The organism is Allobosea sp. GW821-FHT10B12, assembly GCF_059415545.1.
The window spans coordinates 851,028-863,375 of record NZ_JBWKNL010000001.1 but is presented as its reverse complement, the minus strand read 5'-3'; the positions used below and the strand labels follow the sequence as shown (position 1 = coordinate 863,375).

The window sequence follows — 12,348 nt, the reverse complement described above, 5'->3', positions numbered from 1 at the left end:
TCCCGACCATCCACGTCTTCCTTCGGGCAATGCCGTGTTCAAGACGTGGATGCTCGCCACAAGGGCGAGCATGACGGCGTGATTCCCAGACGAGAGTCGATCAGGTCAGCTTGCCGCGCGCCGCCACCGGCAGCTCTCCGATCAACTTGTCGCCACGCACCGTCACCAGCCGGTCGACCATGTTGACGACGACGCAGACATGGTTCGGCACCACCCGTACGACCTCGCCGACATTGGGCCGCTCATTGCTGCCGGAGAGATCGAGGAAACCATGCTCCTCGGCGAATTGCGCGATCCTGGCCAGCGGATATTCGAGGATATAGCCGTGGCCGTCGAGCCCGCCCTTGTCGCTGGTCAGCGTCTTCGAGCCGGAATCGAGGATGCCACGCTCCGGCCCGGCCCGGCTGACGACCGTCGCGTAGACGGTCAGCGCGCAGTCGTCCAGGCTCGCCACCCCGGCCGCGATCTGCATGCGGTCGTTGAAGATCGAGGTGCCCGAGCGATGCTCGGTCGAGCCCTTGAGCTTGCCGATATTCGGGATGTTGGGCGAGCCGCCGGTCGAGATGATGCCGGCTTCGAGGCCAGCCTCGCGCAGGCCGGCATTGGCGGTGTCGAGGAAGTCCTGCGTCGCCGGCCAGCCGGTTTCGGGCGGGTACATCAGGAAGCCGGCGAAGGTCAGACCCTTGGACGCGGCGATCTGCTTGGCGAGTTCGACCGCCTCGCCGGGGGTCTCGACGCCGGCGCGCTTGCGGCCGGTATCGCATTCGACCACGACCTCGAGATTGCGCCCGGCGATCTCGGCGGCCTTGGGCAGGCCGGCGATGGTGACGGGATTATCGGCCGCGACGATCATGCGAACGCGGCGCTGCAAGGCACCGAGGCGCCCGAGCTTCTCCTCGCCCAAAATGTTGTAGCTGATCAGGATGTCGTCGATGCCGCCATCGGCCATGACCTCAGCCTCGCCGAGCTTCTGGCAGGTGATGCCGCGCGCCCCGGCCGCGACCTGGAGCCGCGCCAGCTCGGGCGATTTATGCGTCTTGATGTGCGGGCGGTTGGCGACGCCGGCGGCGTCGCAGGCGGCCTGGAGCCTGGCGATGTTGGCCTCGACCTTGTCGAGGTCGATGACGACGGCCGGCGTGCCGTAGACGCGGGCGATCTCTTCAGCGAGCGCGGTCGTCACGGCAGCACCCGGACGATGACTTCGATCTCGACGGTCATGTTGTTGGGCAGCGAGCCCATGCCGACGGCCGAGCGGGCATGGCGGCCGTTCTCGCCGAGCACGGCGACGAACAGGTCCGAGCAGCCATTGATGACTTTTGGATGCTGGGCGAAGTCGGGGGCGGCATTGACCATGCCGAGCAGCTTCACGACCTCGATCTTGTCGAGCGAGCCGGCTGCCTTCTTCATCGCCGCGAGCAGGCCGAGGCCGGTCTGCTTGGCATGCTCGTAGGCTTCCTCGATCGAGACGCCGGCGCCGACCTTGCCGGTCGGATAGGTGCCGTCGGCGCGCTTCGGACCCTGGCCGGAGAGGTAGATGAACTCGCCGACGCGCTTGAAGCTGACATAGGTCGCGACCGGGGTCGGCACCTCCGGCAGGGTCAGGCCCAATTCCTTGAGCTTGTCATCGGCACTCATGCGCTTCTCCCATCGTCTTTCAAATCGCGAACCATGTAGCGGGCCGCATCGTCATAGCTCGCAAGCTTGCGGGCAAGGGCTTCGTCATGCGCCTCGCGAAAGCCCCGGCGACGCCAGAAGCCGGCCGAGTTGCCGACGGCGACGAGGGCCATGCAGTCAAAGCCGGAGGTTCGAGCATGGGCCGCCAGCCTGTCGACGCAGATCGAGGCGGCGCCACCGCCGCGCGCGCCCGGCAACAGAGCGAGGTCGTGGATGTAATAGGCGTCTGCATCATCGGGCACAGTGCCGAGCAGGCTGTCGAGCGCCGGCACCTGTCCGAGCCGCCAGGGATGGCTCAGCACATAGCCACCGATTTCCTCTCCGCCCGACAGCACAAGGCAGCCGGCAGAGTGAAGCGCGAGGCGTTCGGCGAAGACCGCCTCGCCTTCCGGATAATCAGGATGCACCTGCGCCGCCACTGCCATCACGGCCGGAAGGTCGGCGGCGGCCATGGCGCGCCAGGAGGGTGGGGAGTTGTTCATTGCGACTCGCACGTCATGCTCGGGCTTGCCCCGAGCATCTCAGGCCGCAGAAGGCTCCAATCAGCCCCCTCTCGTCCAGAGATTCTCGGGTCTGCGCTTCGCTTCGCCCGAGAATGACGCTTTGTCCTACGCCGCCTCGACCCTCCTGAACTTGTTGCTGCGCTTGGGGTGCCACCAGGCGCCCTTCAGCACCACGCCCTCGGAGACGATCTTGCGGTCGCCGATGAGGTGCTCGCCGACGACGTCGACATAGTCGAACTTGCCTTCCTTGATGGTGAGCACCGTCGCATCGCCGAGCGAGCCGACCTTGAGCGAGCCGTATTCCATACGCTTCAACGCCATGGCGGCGTTCACAGTCGAAGCGGCGACGACATTGTTCAGGCTCATGCCCATGCAAAGGAACTTCGACATGGTGGTGACCTGATCATAGGCCGGGCCGTCGATGCAGAGCTTGTGTACGTCGGAAGAGATCACGTCCGGTTCGAAGCCGTTGGCGAGCATGGCGCGCGTCGTCTTGAACGAGAACGAGCCCTTGCCGTGGCCGATATCGAAGATGACGCCGCGCTTGCGGGCGGCGAGCACCTCGGGCTTTACCGTGCCCTGCGCGGTCGAGGGCGCGTTCGGGAACGGCCGGAAGGCGTGGGTCAGCACGTCGCCGGGGCGCAACATGCCGATCACTTCCTCATAGGATGGCGGCGGATGGTCGATATGGCACATCAGCGGCATGCCGACCTCGTTGGCGACCTGCAGCGCGATGTTGAGCGGCACCGTCCCTGACGTCCCCGAGGCGTGCAGGCCGACGCGCACCTTGATGCCGACGATCAGGTCGCGGTTCTTGTCGGCGACCTCGACGCAGTCGATCGGGTTCATCAGGCGAAGATCGCCGCTCTCACCGACCATGACGCGATGATCGAAGCCGTAGATGCCGGCATGCGAGACGTGGAGATAGGCAAGGATGCGGGCCTGGCTCTTCTCGATGACGTGCTTGCGGAAGCCCGGCCAGTTGCCGGGCCCGGCCGAGCCGGTGTCGACCGAGGTGGTGACGCCCGAGGCACGGCAGAACTCGTCGGCGTCGATGCCGAGCGAGGTGCCACCCCAATAGACATGGGTGTGCAGGTCGATCAGGCCCGGCGTGACGATGTAGCCGGAGACATCGCGGATCTCCTTGGCGCCCTTCAGGTCCTTGCCGAAGCCCGAGACCTTCCCATCCGTGAATGCAACGTCGATGACGCCGTCATGCTTCTGCGACGGGTCGATCACCCGTCCGCCCTTGAGGATGAGATCGTGAGTCATGACAGCTCCATCGGGAAACCGGGCGGGCGGCAGCGTCGCGTTCAGGCGAAGCTGGCCGTCGCGCCCTTCTGGATAATAGAGAAGGCTTTGGCGAAGTGGTTATGCAGCTCAGGAATATAGAGCTGCGAGATGGACGGGTCCTGCATGGGAATGTATTTCGCGCCGCCGTCGCGCGGATCGGCCCCGCCGAGATAAGCAGGCAGGCCGCGCCCCTTGAAGGCGTCGAGGCGATCGTCGAGACGGGCGATCACGAGCGAACCGCAATCGCCCCATTCATAGGGAATGGCGAAGTAGAGCTTGGCGGCATAGGCGAGCCGCGACGAGCCGACCATGTTGGAATAGCGCTGGATCGTCCCTTGCCGCCGCGCCGCCTGCTTCACCTTGAGGAAGACGTCGTATTCGGCCCACCAGCCGCCCGCCGCGGCACGCATCGGGTCCGATGCGAAGCGGGCCGAATCGCAGAAGCGAAAATAGTACTGTCCGACGCTGAGATGGATGCGCTGGACATGCGACATGCCGCCGTTCTGCGGGCCGCCCGAGAGCCCTCGTGCGGCTGCGTCGTGCTGGGCCAGCTTGGGCGGGAAAAAGCAGTCCTTGTTCAGGGGATCGGGGGACACTGCATCACTCCTGTCGAGGCGCCGCATCCATTGGCTCAACGAGCGCACGCGGCATCGTCGAGCCCTTGGCCTGATCAGAGCCGGTTCTCGCCCGCGCCATGGGAATGCGGCGCATGCGCCAGCTGCGTTCACGCGATCACCGCGCCCTTGCGCTCGACGATCATGCCGTAGGCTTGAGGTTCGCGATGCTTGGCGAAGTTGAAGGTCGAGTTCCTGTAGCTGTTGCCGAGGTCGAGATCGCAGCGGGCGACGACGAGCTCGTCATCCTCGGTCACGGCCTGCGCCACCACCTCGCCGGTCGGGGCGATGATGCAGGAGCCGCCGATCTGGTCGACGCCGGCTTCCAGCCCGGCCTTGGCGACGCCGACCACCCAGGTCGCGTTCTGATAGGCGCCGGCCTGCATGACGAGCTGGTTATGGAAGTTGCCGAGCCGATCATGGTCCGGCGCCGGCGGATTGTGCTTGGGCGTGTTGTAGCCGAGCACGATCATCTCGACGCCCTGCAGTCCCATGACCCGGTAGCTCTCGGGCCAGCGCCGGTCGTTGCAGATCATCATGCCGAGCCGGCCGCCCATGGTTTCCCAGACAGGCCAACCGAGATTGCCAGTTTCGAAGTAGCGCTTTTCGAGGTTCTGGAAGACGGCGTCAGGCCGATACTCGGGATGCCCCGGCAGATGGATCTTGCGATATTTGCCGACGAGCTTGCCGGATTTGTCGACGAGGATCGCGGTGTTGAAGCGGCGCTTGCGGCCGTCCTCGAAGGCGAGCTCGGGATAGCCGAGATGGAAACCGATGCCGAGCCGCTCGGCTTCGGCGAAGAGCGGCGCCGTCTCGTTCGAGGGCATGGCGCTCTCGAAATAGCCGTCGATCTCGGCGTCATCATCCATCCACCAATGTGGGAAGAAGGCGGTCAGCGCCGCCTCGGGATAGACGACGAGATCGCAGCCGCTCGATTTCGCCTGCCGCATCAGTTCGATCATGCGCGCGACCGCCGAAGCACGGCTCTCCTCGCGCTGGATCGGCCCGAGCTGGGCTGCGCCGACGGTCAGGATACGGGGCATCGGAAGGCTCCTGCTGTGCTTGCTCGTTGTTTCAAGATTCCGCAGGAGGCGGGCGCCACTATCCCTGTGCGCCATTGCGCAGCTGCCGTTACGGCAATAGCGTCAGGCGTTTCCTCTGGGCACGGTCCGGACACCCCGGCCGCGGCTGCCAGGGCAGCATCGAGCTGCGGATCAAGGCCATGACTACCTTCAATGTCGTTCGCTTCCGCATCAAGCCTGGACGCGAGGCGGAATTCCTCGATGCCCATCGCCAGGGCAAGGCCAACTGGCCGGGCCTCGCGCGGGGGCACATCGTCAAGACCGGCGACCAGACCTATTGCCTGATCGGCGAATGGGCCGACCTCGCCGCTCTGAAAGGCGCGCGCGACCAGATGATCGCAACGCTCAACAGCTTCCGCGATACGCTCGAGGATCTCGGCGGCAATCTCGGCGTCACCGATGCGGTGTCCGGAGACGTGGTCGTGGACCTTCGCGCTTAAGCCCCGGCAGACAGGCTCATCACGGAAAGCGACGGCATCGCCGCGCGAACAAGCTCGCCCGGATGCGGGCGAGTTCAATGTTCGGATCGGGCTTTGACGAGGCCCGACGACAACGCATGACATGACGCCAGGCCGCTTTCAGATGCCCTTGGCCAGCCGCGGATCGAGCGAGTCGCGCAGACCGTCGCCGAGCAGGTTCACGGCAAGCACCGTGATCGACAGGAACACGGCCGGGAAGAAGACGATGTGCGGCCTGACCTGCCAGAGCGCCCTGCCTTCGGCCATGATGTTGCCCCAGGACGGCGTCGCGGGCGGCACGCCCGCGCCGATGAAGGACAGGATCGCCTCGATGATCATGGCGCTGGCGCAGATATAGGTCGCCTGCACCGTCATCGGCGCGATCGTGTTGGGCAGGATGTGCTTCCAGATGATGCGCGGCACGCTGGCGCCGTTCGAGATCGCGGCCTCGACATAGGGCTGCTCGCGCAGGGAGAGCACGACGCTGCGCACCAGGCGGGCGACGCGCGGAATCTCGGCGATGGTGATGGCGACGATGACGTTGCCCACCGAGCCGCGCGTCAGCGCCATCAGAGCGATGGCGAGCAGGATCGGCGGGATCGACATCATGCCGTCGATGACGCGCATGACGATGCCGTCGGCCCAGCGGATGAAGCCGGAGAACAGCCCGACCGCAAGGCCGGCGACGGAGGCCAGGATCGCAACCGAGAAGCCGACGATCAGCGAGACGCGCGCGCCATAGACGACACGCGAATAGATGTCGCGACCGAGCATGTCGGTGCCGAACCAATATAGTTCGGACGGTACGCGGGTGCGCCGTGCCGTCGAGATCGCCGTCGGATCGACCGTCCAGAGCAGCGGCGCGAAGACGGCGATGAAGATCATCAGCAGCAGGAGGAAACCGCCGATCGCGACCGAGGGGTGCTTGCGCAGATAGGAGCGCCTGGGCGGCTTGAACTCCGCGCCGATTTCATCCGCCAGGGGCAGTGGAGCAGCTGGAGCGGTCAATAGCGTATCCTCGGGTCGACGAGGGTGTAGATCAAGTCGACGGCCAGGTTCACCAGCACGTAGACAAAGGAGAAGATCAGCACGACGCCCTGGATCACGGGATAGTCGCGCCGCAGGATCGCATCGAGCGTCAGGCGGCCGAGCCCCGGAATGGCGAAGACGCTCTCGGTGACGACGGCGCCGCCGATCAACAGCGCCACGCCGATGCCGATGATGGTGATGACTGGAACCGCGGCATTCTTGAGCGCGTGCAGGAAGAGGACGTTATTCTGCGCGAGCCCCTTGGAACGGGCCGTGCGGATATAGTCCTGCTGCAGGACCTCGAGCATGGTTGCGCGGGTGATGCGCGCGATCAGCGCGATATAGACCGTGCCGAGCGTGATCGAGGGCAGGATCAGGTTCTTGAACCAGGGCCAGACGCCCTGCGCGATCGGCGTGTAGCCCTGCACCGGCACCCAGTCGAGCTTGAGCGCGAAGACATAGGCGAGCAGGTAGCCGATCACGAAGACCGGGACAGAGAAGCCGAACACCGCGAAGCCGACGACGGCGCGATCGACCCAGGTGCCAGCCTTCCAGGCCGCGACGACACCGAGCGGCACGGCGATCACCACCGCGAAGATCAGCGTCAGCACCATCAGCGACAGCGTCGGCTCGATGCGCTGGGCGATCAATTGGGTCACCGGCAGCGAGGTGAAGATCGAGGTGCCGAGATCACCCTGCAGCACCCGGAAGAACCATTCGCCGAAGCGGATCAGATAGGGCCGGTCGAGGCCCAGGCTCTGGCGGATGCGTTCGACGTCGGCGGGTGAGGCCTGGTCACCGGCGATCACGGCCGCCGGATCGCCCGGCGCGATATAGAGAAGCGAGAAGACGAACAGCGCCACGAAAGCCATGACGGGGATCGTCGTGATGATACGTCTGATGATGAATGCGAGCATCGAAACCCTGAGTTGCCGCTGCTGGCGCCGGGCCAATCAGGACCTTAAGTCCCGACAGGCCCGGCGGGCTTGATCTGGGCCCGGCCCCGGCGAAAAGCCGGGACGCAGGCCTGCTCGGTCTCAGGCCTTGGCCACGCCCCAGAAGAAGGGCAGCGGACCGCTGGTCACGCCGGTGACGTTCTTCCGCCAGGCCTGGTAGCCGAGATAGAATCCGGTCGGCGCATAGACGACGTTCTCGACGGCGGCCTTGTTGAGGCGGTCCATCGCCGCCTTCTCCTCGGCCTGATCCTTGGCGTTGAACCAGTTGGTGACCTCGGTCTCGACCGCAGGCACGTCCGGCCAGCCGAACCAGGCCTTGTCGCCATTGGCACGGATCGCGGTGTAGGAGGACGGGTTGATGCAGTCGGCGCCGGCATGCCAGGTGTGGAACATGCTCCAGCCGCCCTGGCTCGGCGGCGTCTTCTGGGCGCGCCGGGCACCGACCGTGCCCCAGTCGGTGGCGACGAAGTCGACCTTCAGGCCGATGCTCTTCAGCAGTTCGGCGGTGACGTCGCCCATCGCCTTGGTCGCCGACATGTCCTGCGCCACGACGCAGATCACCGGCTCGCCATTATAGCCGGACTCGGCGATGAGCTTCTTGGCGGCCGCGATGTTCTTCATCTTCAGCATGTCGCCGCCGGCTTCGGTATAGAGCGGCGTGCCGGGAGTGAAGAAGCCGGGCAGCGGCTTCCAGAGCTTGTCGTCGTCGCCGACGATCGAGCGCATGAAGTCTTCCTGGTTCATCGCCGTCAGCACCGCCTGGCGCACCTTCAGATTGTTGAAGGGCGGGTGCAGGTGGTTCATGCGGAAGGCGCCGATATTGCCGAGCGGATCGCCGATATCGACGTTGATGTCCTTGTGAGCCTTGAGCACCGGCACGAGGTCGGAGAGCGGGGTCTCCCACCAGTCGACCTCGCCGCTCTGCAGCGCCGCCGCCGCGGTCGCGGCATCGGGGATGATCACCCATTCGACGCGGTCGACCAGCATGTTCTTGCCGCCGGCGAGCCAGTCGGCCTTCTCGGAGCGCGGCACATAATCGGCGAACTTCTCGAAGACGGCCTTGGCGCCCGGCACCCATTCATTGCGGGCGAACTTCATCGGCCCGGAGCCGACATATTCGGTGATCTGCGTGAACGGATCGGTCTTGGCGATGCGCTCGGGCATGATGAACGAGCACGGCGCGTTGTTCTTGGCGAGCGCCAGCAGCATCTTCGGGAAGGGCTGCTTGAGCTTCCATGTCCAGGTGCGGTCGTCGACCGCGGCGAGCTCGTTCTCGATCGCCCTGATCATCAGGCCCATCGGGTCGCGGGCCTGCCAGCGCTTCAGGCTCTGCACCACGTCCTTGGCGAGAACCGGCGTGCCGTCATGGAATTTGAGGCCGGAGCGCAGCTTGAAGGTCCAGGTCAGGCCATCGGAGGAAACCTCCTCGCCCTCGACCATCTGGCGCTGCGGCTGGAACTTCGAATCGATGCCGTAGAGCGTGTCCCAGACCAGCGCGGCGGCGTTGCGGACGACGTATTGCGTTCCCCAGATCGGGTCGAAATTGGCGAGGTTCGCCTGCGGCACGAAGCGCAGCGTCTTTGCCGCGGCGCCCTGCGAGAGCGCCGGCATGGCGAGGCCGCCGGTCGCTGCCAGGACACCGGTCCCGGCGGCGGTCTTCAGAAAATTCCTGCGGTCCATCGCAATGCTCTCCCCTGGAACGGCGACCTCTGATCGGGCGACCTTGCCTAGAGTGTGGGCAGAAAAATCCGCCGCTGACAACACGCTTGAAGGGCCGCTGACGACAGAAAGCGCCGTGCAGGGTTCGTGCCAGACGGAACCGGTTTGCGCCTCACGACATCGTTTGCAAACAAACGACGCATGAAGCGACCCCACCACCGCAGAAAATTGCGCCCAGAAAACTAAATCGATTTGATCGGAGCGTCGACGCGCGCGAAGGGATGTGCTGCCTCAAAGGCCGCGGCCGCCTGCATCACCAGCCCATCATTGCCGAAGGCGCCGATGATCTGCAGGCTTGCCGGCAATCCGGCAGAGGTCAGCCCACAGGGAACGGCGGCGGCTGGCTGCTGCGTGATGTTGAACGGGTAGGTCAGCGGCGTCCAGCGCGTCCAGTCCTCGCCATAGCGACCGTGCTCGGGCGTATTGCGGCCCACGGAGAAGGCCGGCAGCGGCAGTGTCGGCGACAGCAGGAGATCGAAGCGCTCGTGGAACTGCGCCATCTGATAGGCGAGCGCATTGCGCTGATACAAAAGGGCATCGACGTAAGCGGCGCTGTCGATCCGCTCGCCCATTTCGGCGACCGCGACGAGGCCGGGGTCCATCTGGGCGCGTCCGGCCGCGTCGGTGCTGCGCAAGCCCAGCGCCGCACCGGCGGACCAGAGCGTCATCAGCGTCGCGATCGGATCGTCGAAGCCAGGATCGACCTCCTCGACCGTAGCGCCGATCTCGCGGAAGGTCAGCGCCGCCGCATGCGTCAGCGCTGCGATCTCCGGGTCGACCAGGGCATCGCCACCGAGACGCGGCGACCAGGCGATCCGCAGGCCGCGCACGCCGCGATCGAGCACAGCCGTGAAATCGGGCGGCATGTCCTTGAAGGCGGTCATATCGCGCGCATCGGGCCTGCCGATCGCGTTCATGGCGAGGGCGGAATCGCGCACGGTGCGGGTCAGCGGGCCGAGATGGGCGAGGAAGCCCATCACCGAGGCCGGCCAGGCCGGCACGCGGCCATAGGTCGGCTTCAGGCCGAAGACACCGCAGAAGGCGGCGGGGATGCGCACCGAGCCGGCGCCGTCGGTGCCGAGATGAATGCAGCCGAGATTGAGTGCGGCGGCGACGGCCGCGCCCGAGGAGGAGCCGCCCGGGCCGGTCGAGACATCCCAGGGGTTGCGGGTGATGCCGGAGAAGGGCGAATCGCCAACGCCCTTCCAGCCATATTCCGGCATGGTCGTCTTGCCGAGGAAGACGCAGCCGGCCTCGCGCAGCCGCGCCGTCGCCGGAGCGTCCTGCTGGAACGGTGCGTCGGAGGCGAGCGCCGAGCCGCGCCGCATCGGCCAGCCGGCGACGCCGAGATTGTCCTTGATCGTCACCGGCACGCCATCGAGTGGGCCGAGCGCCTCGCCTTTGAGCCAGCGCGCCTCGGCAGCCTGCGCCATGGCGAGCGTCACGGGCTCGTCACGGACAACGAAGGCGTTCACCTCCGGCTCGAACTGCTCGATGCGGGCGAGCGCGTCCCTCGCGACCTCGACCGGCGAGAGCTCCCGCGCAGCATAGAGGCCGCCGAGCTCGGCGGCGGACAGCGAAGCGATGGTGGTCATTGATCGAATCCCCGTCAGGCGTTGGCGGCGCGCCAGGCGGCGCTGAGCAGGACATTGGCGCCGGCGACCATGTCGTCGTCGCTGCTGAGTTCGGCCGGGTTGTGCGAGAGGCCGCCGATCGAGGGGATGAAGACCATCGCCGTCGGGCAGAGCCGCGACATCATCTGCGCATCGTGGCCGGCGCCGGAGATCATCCGGCGGATCGGCAGGCCGAACTCGGCGGCGCTCGCCTCGACGCTGGCGATCAGGTCCTCGGCGAAGGGCGTCGCCGGGAACCGGGCGAGATCGCGGAAGCTGATGGCGATGTCGTCGCGCGCCGAGAGTTCAGCACAGAACTTGCGCACGGCCGCCTCGGCCTCGGCCAGGGGCGCATCCTGCGGATTGCGCAGGTCGAGCGTCATCACCACGGTTTCGGGCACGACATTGACGTTGCCGGGCCGGGTACGGATGACGCCGGAATTGGCGAGCTGGCCCGGGATCGTCTTGGTCAGCTCGTTGGCGAAGATGTTGATGCGGGCGGCCGCGAGGCCGGGGTCCTTGCGATAGCGCATCGGCGTAGTCCCGGCATGGCTCGGCCGTCCCGTCAGCGTCAGCTCGAGCCAGCAGATCGCCTGGATGCCGGTGACCGCGCCGAGCCCGCCACCTTCGCTTTCCAACACCGGTCCCTGCTCGATATGCAGCTCAAGATAGGCGTGCGCCGGCAGGAAGCCGGGCTGCTCGGCGCCGTGATAGCCGATGCGCTTGAGCTCGCTGCCGAGCACGGCACCCTCGGAATCGAGTTCGCCATGGGCGGCCTCGACGCTCATCCCGCCGGCCCAGACATAGGAGCCGAGCATGTCGGGATGGAAGCGCGCGCCCTCCTCATTGGTGAAGGCGATCACCGCCATGTCGCGTTTCGGGGTCACTCCGGCATCGCGCAAGGCCGCCAGCACCTCGACACCGCCGATCACGCCGAGCGCGCCGTCGAAGCGCCCGCCGGTGCCCACCGTGTCGATATGCGAGCCCATGATCACCGCCGGCCCGTCCTCCTGGCCCTTCAGGATGCCGACGATGTTGCCGATCGCATCGACGCGGACATCGAGGCCGAGCGCCTTCAATTCGCCGACCAGCCAGTCGCGCCCCTGCTTATCCTCGTCGGTCAGCGCGAGGCGCCTGCAGCCACCCTCCGGCGTCGCCCCGATCCGCGACAGGGCCGCCAGCCGCGAGAGCAGGCGCTCCCCGTCGATCCGCAGGTTGGTGCTCATCGCGTCGGCTCTCCATAGGCGGGTATGAGATCGGTTCTCCTGCCCAGCAGGCCGGAACCGGCGCCGGCGCGCAAGAGGCAGATTGGGCGACGCGACGCGGGCCGGCAGCGCGCCACGCGCAGAACGCGGCCCGGGCCGGCGCCTCCTGGGCTGTGAAGGAGCAATCTGCCCAGATAAAAGG

The 12,348-nt window shown here is 66.4% G+C and carries 12 protein-coding genes; 1 reads left to right on the top strand and 11 read right to left on the bottom strand.

Annotated features, from left to right (window positions below; genetic code table 11):
• Positions 1-100: 100 nt before the first annotated feature.
• The 6 genes from AC07O0_RS04160 to AC07O0_RS04135 all read right to left on the bottom strand — a co-directional run bounded on the left by AC07O0_RS04160 (position 101) and on the right by AC07O0_RS04135 (position 5,127).
• Positions 101-1,180 (bottom strand): alanine racemase, encoded by a 1,080-nt coding sequence (locus AC07O0_RS04160; RefSeq protein ID WP_494620281.1) that lies wholly within the window; start codon positions 1,178-1,180, stop codon positions 101-103.
• Positions 1,177-1,635, bottom strand: coding sequence for a RidA family protein (locus AC07O0_RS04155; RefSeq protein ID WP_494620279.1), 459 nt, complete (start codon positions 1,633-1,635; stop codon positions 1,177-1,179). The genes AC07O0_RS04160 and AC07O0_RS04155 overlap by 4 nt, the downstream gene beginning before the upstream one ends.
• Positions 1,632-2,156: a GNAT family N-acetyltransferase gene (locus AC07O0_RS04150; protein WP_494620277.1), complete on the bottom strand. Its 525-nt coding sequence runs from the start codon at positions 2,154-2,156 to the stop codon at positions 1,632-1,634. Before AC07O0_RS04150 ends, AC07O0_RS04155 begins: the two co-directional genes overlap by 4 nt.
• Before the next feature lie 126 nt (positions 2,157-2,282).
• Positions 2,283-3,449 (bottom strand): amidohydrolase/deacetylase family metallohydrolase, encoded by a 1,167-nt coding sequence (locus tag AC07O0_RS04145; RefSeq protein WP_494620275.1) that lies wholly within the window; start codon positions 3,447-3,449, stop codon positions 2,283-2,285.
• Positions 3,450-3,490: 41 nt separating this feature from the next.
• Positions 3,491-4,066: a hypothetical protein gene (locus AC07O0_RS04140; protein WP_494620273.1), complete on the bottom strand. Its 576-nt coding sequence runs from the start codon at positions 4,064-4,066 to the stop codon at positions 3,491-3,493.
• A 128-nt stretch (positions 4,067-4,194) separates the two neighbouring features.
• Positions 4,195-5,127: an N-carbamoyl-D-amino-acid hydrolase gene (locus tag AC07O0_RS04135; RefSeq protein ID WP_494620271.1), complete on the bottom strand. Its 933-nt coding sequence runs from the start codon at positions 5,125-5,127 to the stop codon at positions 4,195-4,197.
• 179 nt (positions 5,128-5,306) lie between these two features.
• Between AC07O0_RS04135 and AC07O0_RS04130 the strand changes: the two genes are divergently transcribed.
• A complete protein-coding gene (locus tag AC07O0_RS04130; protein ID WP_494620270.1) occupies positions 5,307-5,606 on the top strand; it encodes an antibiotic biosynthesis monooxygenase in 300 nt (99 codons plus the stop codon).
• 138 nt (positions 5,607-5,744) lie between these two features.
• On the opposite strand, the gene AC07O0_RS04125 is transcribed toward AC07O0_RS04130, so the two are convergent.
• The 5 genes from AC07O0_RS04125 to AC07O0_RS04105 all read right to left on the bottom strand — a co-directional run bounded on the left by AC07O0_RS04125 (position 5,745) and on the right by AC07O0_RS04105 (position 12,167).
• Positions 5,745-6,611 carry an ABC transporter permease gene (locus tag AC07O0_RS04125; protein WP_494620660.1) on the bottom strand — a complete coding sequence of 289 codons (867 nt, stop codon included), beginning with the start codon at positions 6,609-6,611 and terminating at the stop codon, positions 5,745-5,747.
• A gap of 17 nt (positions 6,612-6,628) precedes the next feature.
• Positions 6,629-7,570 carry an ABC transporter permease gene (locus tag AC07O0_RS04120; RefSeq protein WP_454026063.1) on the bottom strand — a complete coding sequence of 314 codons (942 nt, stop codon included), beginning with the start codon at positions 7,568-7,570 and terminating at the stop codon, positions 6,629-6,631.
• Between the two features lie 120 nt (positions 7,571-7,690).
• The gene (locus tag AC07O0_RS04115) at positions 7,691-9,289 is read right to left on the bottom strand and encodes an ABC transporter substrate-binding protein (protein ID WP_494620268.1); all 1,599 of its coding nucleotides are present in this window, start codon (positions 9,287-9,289) and stop codon (positions 7,691-7,693) included.
• Between the two features lie 221 nt (positions 9,290-9,510).
• Complete coding sequence (locus tag AC07O0_RS04110; RefSeq protein WP_494620266.1) at positions 9,511-10,923, bottom strand: amidase; 1,413 nt, start codon at positions 10,921-10,923, stop codon at positions 9,511-9,513.
• A 14-nt stretch (positions 10,924-10,937) separates the two neighbouring features.
• Positions 10,938-12,167 (bottom strand): M20 family metallo-hydrolase, encoded by a 1,230-nt coding sequence (locus AC07O0_RS04105; protein WP_494620264.1) that lies wholly within the window; start codon positions 12,165-12,167, stop codon positions 10,938-10,940.
• Between the last annotated feature and the right edge of the window lie 181 nt (positions 12,168-12,348).